4 protein-coding genes and 1 pseudogene are annotated in these 20,282 nt (G+C 63.8%); 1 reads left to right on the plus strand and 4 read right to left on the minus strand.

All coding sequences use genetic code 11. The features are described 5' to 3' along the window. Positions 1 to 112: 112 nt before the first annotated feature. Positions 113 to 10,381: pseudogene (locus AB0876_RS01165) on the plus strand (amino acid adenylation domain-containing protein); the annotation flags it as partial. An 83-nt stretch (positions 10,382 to 10,464) separates the two neighbouring features. Here the strand turns inward: AB0876_RS01165 and AB0876_RS01170 are convergent. From AB0876_RS01170 to pks2, 4 genes are all read right to left on the minus strand, one after another. Next, the gene (locus AB0876_RS01170; protein WP_491837223.1) at positions 10,465 to 11,130 is read right to left on the minus strand and encodes a methyltransferase family protein; all 666 of its coding nucleotides are present in this window, start codon (positions 11,128 to 11,130) and stop codon (positions 10,465 to 10,467) included. 409 nt (positions 11,131 to 11,539) lie between these two features. Continuing rightward, on the minus strand, positions 11,540 to 12,877 hold the full coding sequence (locus AB0876_RS01175) for a WS/DGAT/MGAT family O-acyltransferase (RefSeq protein WP_491837224.1): 1,338 nt from the start codon (positions 12,875 to 12,877) through the stop codon (positions 11,540 to 11,542). Beyond that, positions 12,877 to 13,686 (minus strand): GAP family protein, encoded by an 810-nt coding sequence (locus tag AB0876_RS01180; protein ID WP_491837225.1) that lies wholly within the window; start codon positions 13,684 to 13,686, stop codon positions 12,877 to 12,879. The genes AB0876_RS01175 and AB0876_RS01180 overlap by 1 nt, the downstream gene beginning before the upstream one ends. Before the next feature lie 3 nt (positions 13,687 to 13,689). Continuing rightward, positions 13,690 to 19,995: a sulfolipid-1 biosynthesis phthioceranic/hydroxyphthioceranic acid synthase gene (gene pks2, locus AB0876_RS01185; protein ID WP_526041451.1), complete on the minus strand. Its 6,306-nt coding sequence runs from the start codon at positions 19,993 to 19,995 to the stop codon at positions 13,690 to 13,692. Between the last annotated feature and the right edge of the window lie 287 nt (positions 19,996 to 20,282).

The raw sequence follows: 20,282 nt of genomic DNA on the forward strand, positions 1-20,282 counted from the left end.
CGCGGTGGGAGAGTCCGATGCAGACCGATGAACAGTGGCTGCCCGTAATGCGTGCGCCGTGCCATCACTTCGCCCCCGTAGTCGTTATCACTGTTCAGGGGGAGGCGTCGTCGTGACTGCGGATCTGACTCGACGGTTGTCGTCGATCGATTTCTTGGATGAGGATGAGCACGATGCGTTGTTCGAGTGGAGCAATCGGGCGGTACTGACTGCGCCGACGAGTGGGTCGGCCTCCATTCCGGATTTGTTCGCAGCGCAGGCGGCCCGTGCGCCGGAGACGGTAGCGGTGACCTGTGATGGCCTGTCGATGTCCTATGCGGAACTCGATAAGGTCTCGAACCGGCTGGCACGCTATCTGATCGGCCTCGGAGCCGGGCCGGGCCGGTGCGTTGCGGTGTTGTTGCCGCGGTCAACGGACGCCATCGTGGCCATCCTCGGGATCCTGAAATCAGGTGCGGCGTATCTGCCGATCGATCCGATGCATCCCGACGCCCGGATTCAGTTTGTGCTTGGGGATGCGACACCTGTCGTGGCTCTGACAACCGGTGCTCTGGCCGGCCGTTTGGCCGACTTCGATGTGGCGGTGGTCGAATTGGACGATACGCGTATCGCTGCGCAGTCGATGGATCCGCTGCCGTTACCCATGTCTGCATCGGATGACATTGCCTACTTCATCTACACCTCGGGGACTACGGGTGTCCCCAAGGGTGTGGCGATCGCTCACCGCAATGTGGTGCGGTTGTTGCACGTCCTTGATGCCGAGTTGAGGTTGGGGGGTCAGGTCTGGACGCAGTGTCATTCTCTGGCGTTCGACTACTCGGTGTGGGAGATCTGGGGGGCGTTGCTGTTCGGCGGCCGATTGGTGGTGGTGCCGGAAGCCGTGACACGGACGCCGGTGGACCTGCTTGAGCTGTTGGTTGCCGAGCAGGTCACGCTGCTGAGTCAGACTCCGTCGGCATTCTGTGCGTTGCAGTCGGCTGATGAGATGCTCCCCGAGCTGGGCGGTCGGCTCAAGTTGGACGCAGTGGTGTTTGGTGGGGAAGCGCTTGAGCCGCACCGTCTTCGGGGGTGGCTGGATGCCCATCGGGCAGCGCCCCGCCTGATCAATATGTACGGCATCACCGAGACAACCGTTCATGCGTCATTTCGGGAAATCGTCGATGGTGACGTTCGGGGTGACGTCAGTCCTATTGGGCTGCCGTTGGCCCACCTCGGCTTTTTCGTGTTGGATGCGTCGTTGCATCCGGTGCCGGTCGGTGTGATGGGTGAGTTGTATGTCGTCGGCGCCGGGTTGGGTGTGGGGTATTGGCGTCGTGGTGGGTTGACGGCGTCGCGGTTTGTGGCGTGTCCGTTTGGTGGTGTCGGGGCGCGGATGTATCGCACCGGTGATTTGGTGCGTTGGGGTGCCGATGGGCAGTTGCAGTATTTGGGTCGGGCTGATGAGCAGGTCAAGATCCGTGGTTATCGCATTGAGTTGGGGGAGATTCAATCGGCTTTGGCTGATGTGGGCGGGGTGCAGCAGGCCGCGGTGATCGCGCGGGAGGATCGTCCCGGCGACAGGCGCCTTGTCGGTTATGTCACGGGGGCCGTTGATCCGGTTCGGGTGCGTGCGGCGTTGGCTGAGCGGTTGCCGGGGTATATGGTGCCTGCCGCGGTCGTGGTGCTGGACAGTTTGCCGTTGACGGTCAACGGCAAGCTTGACAAGCGGGCGCTGCCGGCGCCGGAGTACATCGATGTTGACCATTACCGGGCTCCGGCGACTCCCACCGAAGAGATCCTCGCCGGCATCTACGCCGAGGTGTTGGGGTTGGAGCGGGTCGGGGTGGATGACTCCTTCTTCGACCTGGGCGGGGATTCGTTGTCGGCCATTCGGTTGGTCAACGCGGTCAATGCGGGTTTGGGCTCCGCACTTGCGGTTCGGTCGGTGTTCGAGGCGCCGAGGGTGAGGGAGCTGGCTGGACGGGTCGGAGAAGGTTCGGGTGGTCGTGAGCCGCTGGTCGCCCAGGAGCGTCCGGCGGTCATTCCGTTGTCATATGCCCAACAGCGGCTGTGGTTCCTGGATCAGCTGGAGGGGCCGTCCGCGATTTACAACATGCCCACGGCGTTTCGGATAGTCGGAACGTTGGATGCGTCGGCATTGGGCGCGGCGTTCGCCGACGTGGTCGAGCGTCATGAGTCTCTGCGCACGGTGTTCACCTCGGTCGACGGCGTTCCTCGGCAGGTGGTTCTTCCTACCGAGGAAGCTGACTTCGGTTGGCAGGTGGTAGATGCCGGCGGCTGGTCGGCAGCCGAACTGGCCGAGGCGTGCGAAGAAGTGGCCGGCCGACCATTCGATCTCGCTGTCGAGATCCCCTTGCAGGCACGGCTTTTTCGCGTGCACGAGAACGAGCATGTTCTGGTGTCGGTGGTGCACCATATTGCCGCTGATGGTTGGTCGGTGACTCCGCTGGTGGCCGATGTCTGTGTGGCCTACGAAAGCCGTTGTGCGAGAAGGATGCCAGCGCAGCTGCCGTTGCCGGTGCAGTACGTGGACTACGCCCTGTGGCAACGGGCGTATCTCGGAGATCTGACCGATCCCGATAGTCGGATTTCTGGACAGCTCGCGCATTGGGAACGGGAGTTGGCCGGATTGCCCGAGCGTCTCGAATTGCCCACCGACCGGCCCTATCCGTTGGTGGCAGATCACCGGGGCGCGAGTGTGTCGGTGGAGTGGCCGGCCGAACTGCAACAGCGCGTCCGCGAAGTCGCTCGCGAACACAACGCGACGACATACATGGTGCTGCAGGCAGCGTTGACAATTCTGCTGTCGAAGCTCAGCTCCAGTTCCGATGTGGCGGTGGGAGTCCCGGTCGCGGGGCGTGGAGATGCCGTGCTCGACCAGGTGGTGGGGTTCTTCGTGAACACCTTGGTGTTGCGCGTTGATCTGACCGGCGATCCCACGCTTTCTCAGGTGCTGGGGCAGGTCCGTGCGCGCAGTCTGGCGGCACTGGAACACCAGGATGTGCCGTTTGAGATCGTGGTCGATCGGCTCAAGCCGACTCGATCGCTGGCTCATCACCCTCTGGTCCAGGTGATGTTGGCCTGGCAGAACTTCGCCGGACAGGACAACGGCACCGCGGCCGGTCCAGGCCTGGGTGATCTGCACGTGACCTCGTTACCGACAGATACCCATAGTGCTCGGATGGACCTGTCGATATACCTGGGGGAACGTTTCGACGAAACTGGCGAATCTGCCGGAATCGGCGGATCGGTGGAGTTCCGCACCGACGTGTTCGACACGGCCGGCATCCAATCCATGATCGACAGGTTGCAGCGGGTGCTGGCGGCGATCGCCACCGACCCGGAGCAGTCGCTGTCGTCGATAGAACTGCTGGATGCGCCCGATCAGACCCGCCTCGATGAGATGGGCAATCGGGGAGTGCTGACGACAGCGACGTCACCGGTGTCGATTCCGGTGATGTTCGAGCAGCAGGTGTCCCGTGACCCGGACGCAGTGGCGTTGGTGTGCGGGGATCGGTCGATGTCCTACCGCGAGGTGGATGAGGCATCGAATCGCTTGGCGCACTGTTTGATCGGCCTTGGGGCTGGGCCCGGCCGATACGTGGGTCTGCTGTTCAACCGGTGTGCCGAGGCAATCGTTTCGATCGTCGCTGTGCTCAAGTCGGGGGCAGCGTATCTGCCGATCGACCCTATGCACCCCGATGCGCGGATCACGTTCATGCTCGACGATGCCGCACCGCTCGCGGTCGTCACCACGGCGAACCTTGCCGGACGGCTCGACAACTGCGATGTCACGGTCATCGATGTCGACGACCCGCGCATCGACGCGGAGCGCGGTACTCCGTTACCCGCGCCCATTGCTGACGACATCGCCTACCTGATCTACACCTCGGGGACTACCGGCGTCCCGAAGGGTGTGGCCATCGCACACCACAACGTTACCCATCTCATGGACTCCCTCGACACCGGCGACTTGCCGCCGGCTTCAGAACAGGTGTGGTCGCAGTGGCATTCATACAGCTTCGACATCTCGGGCTGGGAAATCTTCAATGCCCTTCTGCGCGGCGGGCGCCTGGTCGTCATCCCGGAAGACACGGCGTGCTCGCCGGAAGACTTCCATGAGTTGTTGGTCTCTCAGCAAGTCAACGTCCTGGGCCTGACGCCGACGGCTGCTGCGGCGCTGTCGCCAGACGGTTTGGGATCAATTGCGTTACTGGTCGGCGGTGAGCCCTGCTCGGCCGAAGTAATGGACCGGTGGGCTCCAGGCCGCGTGATGATCAACCAGTACGGCCCGACCGAGACGACGATGTGGGTGACGCTGAGCGCCCCGTTGACGAGTGGGCGGGGGTGTCCACCGGTTGGCTCACCGGTACCGGGGGCCGCCTTGTTCGTTCTCGACCGATGGCTCCGGGAAGTACCCGCGGGTGTGGTGGGTGAGTTGTATGTCGCCGGCCGCAATGTGGGTGTGGGGTATTGGCGTCGTGGTGGGTTGACGGCGTCGCGGTTTGTGGCGTGTCCGTTTGGTGGTGTCGGGGCGCGGATGTATCGCACCGGTGATTTGGTGCGTTGGGGTGCCGATGGGCAGTTGCAGTATTTGGGTCGGGCTGATGAGCAGGTCAAGATCCGTGGTTATCGCATTGAGTTGGGGGAGATTCAATCGGCTTTGGCTGATGTGGGCGGGGTGCAGCAGGCCGCGGTGATCGCGCGGGAGGATCGTCCCGGCGACAGGCGCCTTGTCGGTTATGTCACGGGGGCCGTTGATCCGGTTCGGGTGCGTGCGGCGTTGGCTGAGCGGTTGCCGGGGTATATGGTGCCTGCCGCGGTCGTGGTGCTGGACAGTTTGCCGTTGACGGTCAACGGCAAGCTTGACAAGCGGGCGCTGCCGGCGCCGGAGTACATCGATGTTGACCATTACCGGGCTCCGGCGACTCCCACCGAAGAGATCCTCGCCGGCATCTACGCCGAGGTGTTGGGGTTGGAGCGGGTCGGGGTGGATGACTCCTTCTTCGACCTGGGCGGAGATTCGTTGTCGGCGATGCGACTGCTCGCCGCAGTCGATGCCCGCCTGGATGCTGAAGTGGCCGTCCGAACCCTGTTCGATGCACCCGCCATCGCCCAACTCGCGCTCCTCATCAAGGTGGGCTCGGGTGGTCGTGAGCCGCTGACCCCGCGGCAGCGTCCGGCGGTCATTCCGTTGTCATATGCCCAACAGCGGCTGTGGTTCCTGGATCAGTTCGAGGGCGGGGCGGCAACGTACAACATGCCGATCGCCTTCAAGATCAACGGTGTGCTGGACCGTCAGGCGCTTGAATCGGCGCTTGACGATGTGATTGCGCGCCACGAGTCGCTGCGTACGGTGTTCGTCGACGTCGACGGAGTGCCCTCGCAGACGATATTGCCGGCGCGGGCGGGAATGTGGAGGCCTTCGGACGCGGAGAACATGTCGGCGTCGGCAGGCGACGTCGCAGGCGGTTTGGTGGCGTTGGCCGGGCATCGATTTGTCTTGTCGGCAGAGGTGCCGGTCCGAGCCCAGATCTTCGAGGTCGGCCCTGAACAGCACGTCCTCGGGATCGTGTTGCACCACATCGCGTTTGATGGCTGGTCGATGGCTCCGATCGTGCGTGACGTCGGAGTCGCCTACGCCGCCAGGTGTGGCGGGCAGGTTCCTGACTGGACGCCGTTGCCGGTGCAATATGCCGATTACGCCCTTTGGCAGCGCGATCATCTGGGAGATCTGGCGGACCCTGACAGCCGGATCGCCGGGCAGTTGGCGTACTGGCGGAACGAGTTGGCGGACCTGCCCGAGGTGGTTTCGCTACCGGCCGACCGGCCTCGGCCGCCGGTGCCGAGTTATCACGGTGACGTGGTCGACCTGCGCATCGAGCCTGAGTTGTGGGCTGGGCTCAAGGCAGTCGCGGTGGACCACCACGCCACTGTGTCGATGGTGTTGCAAGCCGCTGCGGCGGTGGTGATGCATCTGGCCGGAGCCGGCGAAGACGTGGCGCTGGGTACGCCGATCGCCGGCCGGGTGGATACCGCGTTGGAAGACCTGGTGGGCTTCTTCGTGAACACCTGGGTGCTGCGCTCCGAGGTCAATTCCCAAGAGCGGTTCAGCGATGTCGTCGATCGAGTTCGGCAGAAGGCACTGGGGGCTTATGCGAATCAGGACGTGCCCTTCGAGTTGCTGGTGGAGCAACTCAACCCGACGCGGTCGACGTCGCATCAACCGTTGTTCCAGGTAGCCCTTGCCTTCCAGAACAATGCGCTCCCCGAGGTGTCTCTCGACGGAGTGGTCATCGAACCGGTGACGGTGCTGACCCACACCGCCAAGTTTGATCTGGATTTCGACATCAGGGAGGTTCCTGACCAGGATTCGGGTGCGCCGATGGCCACCGGGATCGTGACCTATGCCACCGATCTGTATGACCGCTCCAGTATCGAACGGTTGGTGGGGTGGTTCGGCCGGGTGGTCGAGGCGGTGGCGGCTGATTCGTCGGTGGTGGTGGGCGATGTGGCACTGCTTGAATGCGATGAGCGGAATCTGCTGCTGCACAGCTGGTCTGGTGCCGAGACGGGTGCTCCGGTGGGATTGGGGCCTGAGTTGTTGGCCGCGGCGGTGGCCGCAGATCCGGATGCGACGGCGCTCGTGGATGAGCGGCAGCAGCTGTCGTATCGCGAGTTGGATCAGGTGTCCAACCGGTTGGCGCGGGCATTGATCGCAGCGGGTGTCGGGCCGGAGTGTGCGGTCGTCGTGGCGATGGGTAGGTCGGCTGAACTGGTGACGGCATGGTGGGCGGTACTCAAGGCCGGAGGTGTGTACGTTCCCGTCGATCCCGGTCATCCGGCTGAACGGATCGCCATGGTTCTCGACACTGTCACGGCCGTATGCGTGCTGACGCGTGGCGCGGACGCCGTCGCCGGGACCGGTGAGTGCCCCGTGCTCCGTCTCGATACCCTCGATCTCTCGTCCCGGTCCGAAGACCCGATTACGGACATGGAGCGCCTGGCGCCGTCGCGGACCGACGATGCCGCATACGTGATCTTCACGTCAGGATCCACGGGAACGCCGAAGGGCGTGGCGGTCACCCACGCCGGTCTGCTGGGTGTGGCGGCCGCGCAGCGGACCGCGTTCGGCTTGCGGCCGAATGCTCGGGTGTTGATGGTGGCCGCGCCGACCTTCGATGCCTCGGTCTTCGAGGTGCTGTTGGCGGTGGGCTCCAGGGCAGCGTTGGTGGTGGCGCCGTCGAATTCCTATGCGGGAGCTGCGCTGACAGCGCTGGTGAAGGATGCTCACGTCGATGCGGCCGTGATCACCCCGACAGTCCTGGCCACCCTCGACCAGACCAACCTGGATGGACGACTCACGACGTTGATCACCGCGGGTGAGGCCTGCCCTGCGGAGTTGGTGGCCGCCTGGGCGCCCGGCCGGGCGATGTTCAACGCGTACGGCCCCACCGAGGGCACCATCTGGTCGACCTGCACCCCGCCGTTGTCTTCGGGAGGGCCTGTGGACATCGGTGCGCCGATTGCCGGTGTCTGCGCGTTGGTGCTCGACGCGCGGCTGAAGCCGGTGCCGATCGGCGTGGTCGGGGAGTTGTATCTGGCCGGGCCGGCATTGGCGCGTGGGTACGTGGGCCGGGCCGATCTGACCGCAGACCGCTTCGTGGCCAACCCCTTCGGAGGTTCCACGGTTCCGGGCACGCGCATGTATCGCACCGGTGACGTCGTGCGCTGGGCTCAGCGGGGGACGTTGGAGTACCTGGGCCGGGCCGATGCGCAGGTCAAACTGCGTGGACAGCGGTTGGAACTCGCCGAGATCGAGAACGCGATGCTGGTGTGCCCGCAGGTCAGGCGTGCCGCCGCGGCGGTGTATCACCGTGATACCGCCGACCATCTGGTTGCCTACGTGGCATTGGAGCAAAACAGCACCTCCGATCACGATGCCGAAGTCATCGATCAGTGGCAGCAGATGTACGACGAGTTGTATGACGCCGAGCTCGAGGATCCGAAGATCGGCGGTGATTTCCGAGGATGGAACAGCAGCTACACCGGCGAGGCGATTCCGCTGGCGGAGATGCAGGAGTGGCAGTCGGCTACGGTGGACCGAATTCTGGCCCTGAAACCGCAGCGGGTGCTCGAAATCGGTGCCGGTTCGGGCCTTGTGCTCTCCCAAGTCGCCCCCCACTGCGAGCTCTATGTGGGCACCGACATGTCGGCCGTGGCCATCGACAAGCTGGCGCACTCTTTGGAGGAGCAGAAAGTTCCGTGGCGGTACCGGGTTCGGCTGCTGGCCCGGCCCGCGCATGTCACCGATTCACTCCCGGTGGACTATTTCGACACGATCATCCTGAACTCCGTGATCCAGTACTTCCCTAATTCCGGCTACCTGGACGAGGTGATAGACCGGGCATTCGGGTTGCTGGCCGCCGGCGGAAAACTCTTCCTCGGAGATGTGCGCAATCACAGCCTGCAGGGGGCATTCCAGACCGCCGTAGCGATGGCACGTAACGGCAGTGACGATATCGAGGATATTCGCCGCCGGGTGCAGCGGTCCGTCCTGGGCGACCCCGAATTGCTCTTGGCGCCAGAGTTTTTCACTACGTGGGCGACCAGGCATTCGTCGGTGGCCGGGTTGGATATCCAGGTCAAGCGCGGTGAATACGACAATGAGTTGTCCCGCTACCGCTACGACGTCGTCATCCACAAGGCTCCGACGCCGGTGCGTTCGTTGGCCGCAGTACCCACCTGGCCATGGACGGACTGCGCCAGCCTGAGCGGGTTGGATGCCAAACTGCGGGCTCAGCGTCCGGCGATGATGCGAGTCAGCGCAATTCCACGCGCCGGGGTGATCGCCGACGTGGCTGCCGAACGTGCATTGGCGGCCGGTGAGTCCTTCGCCGACATCGCCGACATCGATGGGGCAGTTCTGCCTGAGCAGTTGTATCGGCTCGGTGAGGCACTCGGATATCGGACCGTGGTCACATGGGGTGCTCAGCCGGGCACGGTCGACGCGATCTACACGGCAACCACCGATGACGTATCCGTTCCGGTACAGACCGATCTGTATCTGCCGGCCGTCCGAAACCAGCAGCGCACCTCGTACTCCAACGATCCCGACGCCAACGGCAAGGTCAACGAAGTCCGGCAGTGGCTGGCTGACCGCTTGCCCGAATACATGGTGCCGACCCAGATCATCGTTGTCGAGGAGTTTCCTCTGACCACATCAGGCAAGATCGACCGTAAGTCGTTGCCAGAACCGTTGTTCGCCAATGCAGTCTTCCGGGCGCCGCAGACCGTGGTCGAGAAGGCGATCGGCGAGGCATTCGCTGATGTGCTGGGACTCGGGCAGGTCGGCCTCGATGACGACTTCTTCGCCCTCGGTGGAGATTCGTTGACAGCCACTCAAGTGTGTGCGCGACTGCAGCCGGAACTCGGCCGCGACGTACCGGTACGGTATCTGTTCGGCGCGCCCACAGTCGGTCGGTTGGCTGAGTGCCTTGACCATGAGGTGTCCGCGGTCGACGATAATGCAGAGCAAGTGGCCCCTGTTGAGGTTCTCAAAGAGGGCTCCGGAATTCCGTTGATTTGTATCCACGACGGGTTCGGGATGAGCCGGCAGTATCGTGCTCTAGGTGATTACGCGGATGGTCCTATCGTCGGAATCAATCAAATACCGGAAGACCTGGGCGTTGAATTCTCCTCGATCCGAAGCATGGCGGCCAGTTATGCAAACCGCGTACAACATCTTTATCCGAATGGTCCCTATCGGATTCTCGGATGGTCTTTCGGTGGCGTAGCCGCTCAGGCGCTCGCGGTAGAGCTTCAGCATCGGGGATGTGACGTCCGGAACCTTGTGTTGATAGATGCTGTATTGAGCAGGAACTGGTTTACGAAGCGCGTTGGGCGAGTCGTCGGAAGAAATCGCCGAGTGGCCGAGGGGCGGGTTTTGGGATTCATCTTGCAGACCAACAATATGGCGGTCCCTGCTCCTTGGAAACTTCTCGCGTATCGACAGGCTGAGATGCTCATTCGGCGTCGAGGGGCGAAGCTTACTTCTCCGGCTCAGGCGCTGCTCGAGTTCATGATCCAAAGCGTCGGTATAAATCAGCAGTGTCTCGCAGAACACACGCCCGATGTGTTCGATGGCGATATAATGATGTTTTCTGCTGCGCCTAATCTGAAAGACGGCGGCGTGGGTATCGGACCTTGGTCTAGGCGATGGCGAGCGCGACGGACCGCTAAGTCCCGTCTTGAGAACTGGCGACCTTACATTTCCGGTGAGATTTCTGCTCATACGGTTGACAGTGCGCACTACGAGATGTTGACCGCTAAGTCGCTGAGTCAATACGGTAACAAGCTCAAGAGCTTGTTGACCTCGTGATGGGTGGACAGTTCGTCAAAACCGCGGGGTGAACGGCCTTTTCGAAGCATTCCGCGAGGCCTCCAGGGTATCGGCGGTTCTGGTCACCAAATGCCCGGCACCAGGCGGTGCGGAACTTTCTGCATGTAGTCGTGGTAACCGAACAACTCTTCTTTGAGCAACTTTTCTTCGTCGCGGATTCGCAGCGCGAAGATTATAAGGGCGGGAACTGTGAAAATCAGACCCCAATAGGATCCGAGCGCAAGTGGAGTGCCTAAATACAGGCAGGTGGTAAACGTGTACATGGGGTGCCGTACTCGACCGTATATTCCGGTAGAGACGAGTGGTTGGTCTTCTTCCACTCGGATGGTCGTGGCTGCATGAGTATTCTGCGCGAAAACCAGTGTTATGCCGACAATCGCAATCAAAATCAGAATAAATCCCATTATGGAGATATGGGTCGGGACCGACGACCATCCAAATCGGTGGTCGAGCGCGCTGACGACGACCAGCGCAAGCCAGAAAAAATAATTCGTACCGGCCAGGAGCTTCTGCACCGGCCGCGTTTCGGTGGCAAGCATGCGGCGTTCGAGCACCGCGGGTGACCTGCGTAGGAGATAGAGACTCGAGACCCACGAGGAGATAATTATCACTGCGAAAAAGAGCCATGCTTTCCAATGGTCCAGTGTGCCCGCCGGGGCAAACAGGAGCAACCAAAGGCCCAGCATCAGAAGAAAGCCTGACGTCAGCATTTTGAGGATTGATTTCATGGACCCTCCCCGGGATCCCGTAATGATTTGTCTGAGCTTCAGAATACAGGTGAATTCTTACGGGCTCTATTGGTTTTACGGCTTTCTTCACGGCCCGAGCCGCATTGTGTGCGGGTGCAAATATCGAACGGAGGCAATCGTGGCGCATTGCCGCCCACTCGGGCCCTCGGCCTTTCGGGTTTGTGCTCCGGCGGCGGAGTCGGAACGGGCCGATGTATCTTGCCGGCGCACCAAAATGTGGCAGAACCCGTTGCCGCACAACTGGTTTCGCCATTCTGCAGGAAAGGTGACCGACCGGGCTCGGCGACGACTGTCGGGGGTGCCGAATACCTCCGCCGGCGAAGTCGCTGAGAGTCACCGACGGGCTGCTGAGGTCTGTGAGGAAGACGTATCGCTCAATTCGTCCCGATCACAGATACGTGCCGGCGAGCGAGTACTCGCTCAAGGCAGTGGAAAGCTGCCGACGTAGTTCATCTTTGGAGTTGAGGCGGCCTGGGAGGTAAGAAATCAGCGAGACGAAAACCCGCCCCTGCACCGTTCCCGACAGCATGGTCTGTAATCCCCCGTACTGCTGCATCGCCGGCCTGTCTACACCCAAGTGGTGCAGTCTGAGGGCAAAGGACTCGGCTGGTGTGCCGTCTGGCCGGCCGGCGTCGGCGTCGACCTCTCCGACGTTCGATGCGCCGACGAGGTTGAACGCGGCACCTCGTGTCGCACTGCGGGCAGCCATGAGGAGGCGCTTGGACAACAGCGGGACCAGCGCGTTCAGTGCCTCGTCGGAGTCGGGCACCTCCCGGTGACGAATCAGCGCTTGTTTCACCGTGGCCCGGATGTCGCTCAGGTCGGTTGTCGCGGATGCGGGGTCAATGGTGACCCGGACGCCGCTGATGGCGTTGGCGCGGGTGTCGTCTGGGGTGCGCTCGTTCACCGGAAGTGTCACGACCACGGAACCGTCGGTGGCCACTCGTCCGGCGCGCTGGGCGAGGAGAGAAGCCAGGCCTACGAGCAGGGTGTTGCGCGTTCCGCCGAGTGCTCGGGCGCGGGCGTCCCACTCGTCGGCGTCGACGAATACCGTTGCCACCGGGAGGTTGTACGAATCTTCGGTTCCGACTGGTGGAGCAGGTGACTTGGCCTTCGGAGCTGTGCCGGCCTTGGCGCCGTTGCGACTCTTCCGGCTGAAACGAATTGCCGAACCAATGGCACGGCTGATGGCGGGGATGTCTCTCAGGGTTTGGCCGGTGTCTTGGCAGATGGCTTGCCACCGCCCGCGTGATGTGGGGTCCGGCCAGGTGATCGGGTCGTCGCGGCCGAGTGCGGCATCTGCCATCGCCTGCCACAGCCCGACGCCGTCGGCGAGGCAGTGTGAGATGACCAGGCTCACTCCGGCGCCGCCGTCGGTGAACGGCGCGGTGGCGAGATGCCATGCGGGTCCGTGCTGGGAGTCCAGTGGAAAGTTGACCTGCTCGTCGAGCCAGTCATCGAATGCCTCACGCGGACGGGCCGACTCGACGAGCTCGAGGTCGGACGAACACGCGGTTGCCACCCAGCGGCTGCGGCCGAACGGCAACGGAGACTTTGCTATACAGCGAGATAACCGTCCCCGCTCAAGATGGCCGTGGAACAGCCGCAGACCGTCGATGTCAATAGGATGGTCATACACCCAGACACACTGCAGAAGCGTGGTCGATTCTGAAGCTTGCCCGAAGTCGAACATCGTCTGATCGAGCAGGTCGAGGACGTTGCGCATCAGATGACGCCGGTCGCCCGGACTATCAGCGAGACGCCAACCAATGCCAGGATGGCTGCCATGAACTTTCGGTGGTGAGCAAGTGCCAGCTCATGCAAACGCCGCAGCACCACTTCGGTCTTCTCCGGCGCAACCAGATTGCTGACCAGGATGACTTCTTCAACGCTGAGCGCGACGATCAGGAACACGATGGCGGCACCGATTTGCATCGCGATTCCGGCACCTGAGGCAACGATGAGGGCCAGGGCAAATACAACTCCGTCGGCGGGCAACACCATGAGGCCAATGATGAGCGAGATCCACGGCGAGCCGCTCTGCCACGCGTCGCGCGCGCTGGCTAGCATCCGTTGAATCCGAGAGTTCTTTTCTGGCACCGTATCCTGCGCGGGACGTACCAGCCGAGAGATGGCCGGCAGCGTAGCCAGATCGAACTTCCCGCCCGGCTCGTCCGCGTCCTGCCCCCGATCCCGCGTGTACGCGGCACGACTGCTCGGTGTCCGCTCGAACGAGCGGGTCACCAGCACGATGGCGATCAGCAACAGCAGCGCACCTGTGGTGATCACAATGAGCTGGACGGTGGGGCTCTCAGTCGGCTGCCCGAAACTCCTCGTCAGTGCAGCTGACGTCGGTGTGGAGTGGAGTAAGACCAACGGGATGAGCAGATAGGCAAGGCCGACCACGAGGATGCCGATCCAGTAAACGAGCAGATTCTGCATGGGCCGTGGTCGAGAGAGCACCAGAAGGATGATCCCGAGGCGCACGGGATTGACTGTGAACAACACCGCCAGCAGCAGTAATGGCCCCCACATGGCTTACACCGCTTCCGCCGGTGCGAGCTTTTCGCACAGCAGGTCCGCCAAGCCGTGCACCGTCGTGATTCCCGTTGCCGAGATCCGTATTCCGGTTTCGTTCTCGATGCGGGTGCGTAGTTCGAGTGCTCCCAGTGAATCCATGCCGTACTCGGAGAGCGGGCGGTCCGGGTCGACACTGCGGCGCAGGATCACGCTGACCTGATCTGAGATGACATGCCGCAACTTGCCGGCCCATTCTTCCGGGGGCAGCTCGTGGAGTTCGGCGTGCAGCTTGCTGGTGCCCGTCGAACTTTGACCGGTTGACCGGAATGCCTCGGCGAACGGGCTGCGTTCGGCGAACACGCTCAACCATGGCGTGCCCATGATCGGCGCGTAGCCGGTGTACGCCCGATCGTGACGCAGCAATGCTTCGAACGCATACGCACCTTCGTCAGGCGCGATGGCGATTCCGGCGCTCTCGGCCAGGTCGGTACCGCGGCCGATCTGCCCCCACGCGCCCCAAGCGATGGCGGTGCCCGGAAGGCCCTTGGACCGGCGCCACAAGCTGAAGGCGTCCAGCCAGCTGTTGGCCGCGGCGTAGGCTCCCTGCCCTGGGGACCCCACCAGTGCTGCCGCCGACGAGAACGAACAGAACCAGTCCAAAGGCTGGTCGGCGGTCGCGGTGTGAAGATTCCACGCGCCGTAGACCTTTGGTGCCCAGTCCCGTTCGATGAGCTCGTCGGTGATGTTGGTCAGCGCGGCATCCTCGATCACGCCCGCGGCGTGCAACACGCCCCGCACCGGGAGCCCGCCGGCGGTTGCGACTGCCACCAATCGTTCGGCGGTGCTCGGTTCGGCGATGTCGCCGCACTCGACCAGTACGTCGACGCCGGTCGCGCGAATGCGATCGATGATCTTCGATGCCGGTTCGCTCGGTTGCGATCGAGAGGACAGCACGATACGTCCGCATCCGTTGGCCGCCATTCTCTCGGCCATGAACAATCCGAGGCCTCCGAGACCACCGGTGACGATGTATGCGCCGTCCGGCCGGTACACCCGCACCTGTGACGGCGGAACCACAAGCCGGGTGGAACCGGTATGCGGGATGTCGAGCACCAGCTTGCCGGTGTGCTGCGCACCGCTGATCATCCGGATGGCGGTGGCCGCATCGGCCAGCGGATACCGGGTGAACTCGGGCCTCGGCAGGTCGCCCTCGGCGGTCAGCAGATACACGGTGGACAGCAGCTCGCGCAGCTGATCCGGATGGCTGACGGACATCAGCGCCAGGTCGACGGCGTAGAACGACAGGTTGCGCCGGAACGGGAACAGCCCCAACCGGGTGTCACCGTAGATGTCCCGCTTGCCGATCTCCACGAATCGCCCACCGAACGCCAGCAATTCGAGACCGGCTCGCTGCGCGGCACCGGTCACCGAATTGAGCACAATGTCCACCCCGTATCCCTGGGTGTCCTGGCGAATCCGATCGGCGAACTCCAGGGTGCGCGAGTCGTAGACATGATCGACGCCCATGTCCCGCAGCAACTGCCGGCGCTCCTCACTGCCGGCCGTGGCGAAGATCTCCGCGCCGGCGGCACGGGCGATGGCCATTGCGGCCTGGCCGACCCCGCCGGTCGCTGAGTGGATCAGCACCTTGTCGCCCGCCTTGATACGGGCCATGTCGTTGAGGCCGTAGTAGGCGGTCGCGGTCGCGATGGTCAGCGCCGCTGCCTCGGCATCGGACAACCCGGCCGGCAAGGTGGTGGCCAGCCGTGCGTCGCAGGTGACGAACGTACCCCAACAGCCCTCGGCACACAGACCGCCCACATGGTCACCGACCTTGTGGTCGGTGACGTCGGGTCCGACCGCGGTCACCACCCCGGCGAAGTCGATGCCGAGCTGGGGAAGCCGGCCGTCGAAGGCGGGGTAGCGGCCGAAAGCGACCAGTACATCGGCGAAGTTGATGCTGGAGGCGGTGACTGCGACCTCGATCTGTCCCGCACCCGGCGGAACATGTTCGCAGGCTACGAGTTCCATCGACTCCAGGTCCCCGGGCGTGCGGATCTGCAGCCGCATCCGGTCGCGTTCGTGATGGGCGATGGTGGTCTGGCGCTCCTCGGGACGCAGCGGGGCGAGGCACAGCCGGGCGGTGTACCACCGCCCGTTGCGCCATGCGGTCTCGTCTTCCTCGGATCCGCTGAGCAGTTGTGCGCCCAACTGCTCCACGTCGACGGTTTGGTCCACATCGATCTGCGTGGCGGCCAGATGCGGGTGTTCGGTGCCGATGACCCGGATCAGGCCGCGCAGTTCGGCTTGATCCAGATTGGCCACATCGCCGGCCACCACCGTCTGTGCGTTACGGGTCACGACGTACAGGCGGGGCAGTTCGCCGCTTATTTCCGGCAATTCGCGGGTCATGTGGACCAGATGACGAACGTATTCACGCCCCAACAACGGTGACTGCTCGGCGTGCTCACCGTCATTCGGCGCGGTCACGATGACCACCCCGGTGAAGCGGCCCGCCCGTAGATGACTGCCGAGCTGCTCGCAGGTGAGTGAGTCATCGGCCTGGTTGGGCCAACTCATGCTGGTGCACAGTGCGCCACGGTCTTTCAGGATCTCGCACAGCTTGTCGGCAACCACGTCCGGGCCTACGGCGGCGCTGATCACCAGCCATGAACCGGCATCGGCGTACTGGACGTCCGGCAGTTCCCGCTGACGCCATTCGACGGCGAGCAGTCTCTCGCTGAGAACCTGGTCGTCGTGCGCGCCGGCGGATGCGCCGGTGCCCAGGCGCAAACCCTGCACGCTCAGCAGCACATTGCCGTCGGTATCGAGAACGTCGATGTCGGCCTCGATGCCCGTGGTGTCAGCAGCGGTCAACCGCGTATAGCAGTAGCGCGCGTTGCGGGCCGGGCCGTACGTGCGCAACCGTCGGACCCCCAGCGGCAGGCCGAGCACGTCTCCGCCGAGTGCCTGGACATCGGGGTGAGCCTCGACCGATTGGAAGCAAGCATCGAGCAGTGCCGGATGTACGCCGTAGGCGTCCTGCTGTGAACGGATCGAACGGGGGAGCGCCACCTCAGCGAGCACCGTGCGCGCCTCTGCCTCGCCGGTGTGCACGGTGACGAGACCGGTGAATGCCGGGCCGTACTGAATGCCATGCTGACCCACCCGATTACGCACCTCGGAGCCATCCTCTTCGCAGGGATGGGCGGTCAGGATCGCGGAAATGTCATAGCTGGGCGGAATCTCATCCGCCGCGGCCCGCAGGACAGCCGCTGCATGCCGAGTCTGCTGGCCCTCCTCGTCGGTTTCGACGGTGAGGTCGGCGACACCGGGAGCAGATACCGTTGCCGAGGTACCGATCATGGTCTGCTCGTCCAGCAGCAACGCCTGCTCGAACCGGATGTCGCGGACTTCGGAGACCTCACCGATCACGGTCCGTGCGGCAGCCAGCGCCATCTCGCAGTACGCGGCACCAGGGAGCACGGCTACCGAGCGGACCTGATGATCCCCGAGCCACGGTTGGGCCCCGGTACCGACATCGGATTGCCACACATAGCGTTCCGGTTCCTCGTGCAACCGGACGTTGGCGCCCAACAGCGGATGCACCGCGATGGTGCACCCGCCATGGGTCGGGGCTTCCTGGCCACCGCCGCTGAGCCACAGCCGGCGGTGCGTCCAGGTCGGCAGCGGCGCATCCACCAGCTGACCACTCGGGCACAGCACCGAGAAGTCGACCTCCGCGCCGGCACTGTGAAGGTCGACCAGGAGCCCGCGCAGTCCGTTCGGCATCGATTGTTGACGACGCATTGCGGCCAAGGCAGCCATCGGTGTCTCGCGGCCGGCGGCGGTCTGTTCCAGGGCCCGGGTGAGCAGCGGATGCGGCGAAAGCTCGGCGAAGACCCGGTGGCCGTCCTCCAGCGCGGCTTGTACCGCGGTGGCGAAGCGCACCATCTTGCGCATGTTGGTCACCCAGTACTGGGCATCGCACACCGGCTGCTCGCGTGGGTCGAACAGGGTCGCGGAGTAGAACGGGATATCCGGTGTCATGGGTTTGAGATCAGCGAGCGCCTCGGTGAGATCGCCGACGATCGGTTCCACCTGCGGTGAATGGAAGGCGACGTCGACGGGGACTTCGCGGGCCATGATCCCACGTTGTTCCCAGTCTGCCACCAGGTCTCGCACGGTCTGCGTGGTGCCGGCGACAACAGTGGACTTGGGCGAAGCCACCACTGCCACCACAACGTCAGTGATACCGCGGCCCGTCAACTCCGAAAGTACTTGTTTGGCAGGCAGTTCCACGGCAGCAGTGGCGCCTTTGCCGGCGATTCGGGACATCAGTCGAGACCGGCGGCAGATGAGTCGCAGGCCGTCCTCCAGCGAGAGCGCCCCGGCGACGACAGCGGCTGCGCCTTCACCCAGGGAGTGGCCGATGACCGCGCCGGGATGCACGCCATGTGCCCTCATGGTGGCGGCCATGGCGACCTGCATGGTGAACAATGTCGGCTGTAACCGGTCCTGGCCGGTCACGGTTTCCGGCGACGACATCGCCTCGGTCACAGAGAATCCCGACTCTGCGGCAATGATCGGTTCGGCTTGCGCCACGGTGGCGGCGAACACGGGTTCGGTCGTCAGCAGGTCGGCGCCCATTCCGGCCCATTGCGAACCCTGACCGGAGAACACCCACACCGGCCCTCGGTCGTCGCGCCCCACTGCGGCTTGATAGGGGGTGTCACCCTCGGCGACCTCGCGCAAGGCGGCAACAAGTTCCGGTCGGTTGCCGGCACTGACGGCGGTGCGTACCGGTCGGTGTACGCGGCGGGAGGCCAAGGTATAGGCCAGGTCGGTCAGGTCGACATCTTCGTGTGCTTCGACCCAGTCGGCCAGCCGGCCCGCCGTGCGACGCAGTTCTTCGGCCGAGGTGGATGACAGCGGGAACAGCAAGGACACCGCCGGCCGGGTCGCCCCGCGTTCTGAGGCACCGGGCGGCGCTTGCTCCACGATCGCGTGAACGTTGGTACCCGAGAGCCCGTAGGAGGACACCGCTGCGCGCCGGGGGTGGTGTCCGTTGGTGCACCACGGTGTTGTCTCCTGTGGCACGAAGAGGTGGGTCGGAATCTCTGCGAGCTTGTCGGGCAGGCGGGTGAAATGCAGGTTCTGCGGAACCTCACCGTGCTGCACGGCGAGGACCGCCTTCATCAGTCCGACAGCACCCGAGGCCGCCTGGGCATGCCCGAGGTTGGTCTTCACCGAGGCGAGCGCACATGGGCCGTCGATGCCGTAAACCTTGGCCAAACTGGCGTATTCGATGGGGTCGCCCACGGGTGTCCCGGTGCCGTGCGCCTCGACCATTCCGACGGTGCCGGGATCCACCCCGGCGGCGGCGAGGGCTGCCCGATAGACCGCGGTCTGGGCGGCATCCGACGGCGTTGCGATGTTCACGGTGTGGCCGTCTTGATTGGCGGCTGTGCCCCGTACGACCGCCAGGATACGGTCTCCGTCCCGCACGGCGTCGGCGAGTCGCTTGAGCAACACCACGACACAGCCTTCACCGCTTACGAATCCGTCGGCCGCGACATCGAAGGCGTGGCAGTGCCCGGTCGCCGACAGCATGCCCTCGGCTGAACCGGACGCGAACTTGCGCGGGTCCAATGCCAATGTGGCGCCGCCCGCCAGGGCGAAATCGCTCTCACCCTCGTGCAGGCTGCGACACGCCAGGTGCACCGCCGTCAGGCCGGAGGAGCATGCCGTGTCGACGGTGAGCGCCGGGCCGTGTACCCCGAGCGCATAGGCGATCCGGCCCGATGCCAGGCTGAAGTTGTTGCCGCTGAAGCCATATGCGGCTTCGAGGACCTGAGCGTCAGCTGCCAGCATCTGGTAGTCGGCGTGCGTCATCCCGACGAACACACCTGTCAGTGAATCGGCAAGCGAATCCCGCGTGAGTCCGGCGTGCTCCATCGCCTCCCATGCAGTCTCCAGCAACAGCCGCTGCTGCGGATCGAGTGCGGCACTTTCACGTTCGTTGATTCCGAAGAACTCAGCGTCGAAGCCGGCAACGTCGTCGAGGAATGCGCCCCACTTCGAGACCGACCGGCCGGGCACGCCTGGCTCCGGATCGTAGTATTCGTCGGCGTCCCAGCGGTCTGGCGGAACCTCGGTGACCAGGTCGTCGCCTCGGATCAATGCCTCCCACAGGCGCTCGGGGGAGTCGATGCCACCCGGAAGCCGGCAGGACATGCCGATGATGGCAACCGGGGTGACCGGTGCGGCGGGCACGGGGGCCGTACCGGTCCCGGAATCTGCTCCCGGAAGCCCCCCGCGCACGATTTCGGATGCATTCAATTGCCACTCCTCCCGGCAGGCCTTTCCGCGGTTCATCCGCGACAAGGCCAGAAGCCTGCATTCGAACGCCGAGCCGCAGAATTTGATCGCCGGTAGCGAGCGTCCATTAGCGGCTCAACGCCCGTCGCGGGCGCTCACAAACGTTAACAGTATGTTCGCTGCGCAAAGTTGTCTCGCGATCCGATCAATCCACAGGTGAGATGCAGGCGATTTCAACTACTTCGGGGTCTTTCGCCTGCTCAAGCCTCAACAGTCAAGATCAGAGGCGT

Source organism: Mycobacterium sp. NPDC049093 (assembly GCF_040704635.1).
Taxonomy (GTDB): Bacteria; Actinomycetota; Actinomycetes; order Mycobacteriales; family Mycobacteriaceae; genus Mycobacterium.

What these genes read in the sequence shown, in the direction of transcription:
- AB0876_RS01170 (WP_491837223.1), bottom strand. Translation starts at nt 11,130, where the DNA reads ATGAAATCAATCCTCAAAATGCTGACGTCAGGCTTTCTTCTGATGCTG.
- AB0876_RS01175 (WP_491837224.1), bottom strand. Translation starts at nt 12,877, where the DNA reads ATGCGCAACGTCCTCGACCTGCTCGATCAGACGATGTTCGACTTCGGG.
- AB0876_RS01180 (WP_491837225.1), bottom strand. Translation starts at nt 13,686, where the DNA reads ATGTGGGGGCCATTACTGCTGCTGGCGGTGTTGTTCACAGTCAATCCC.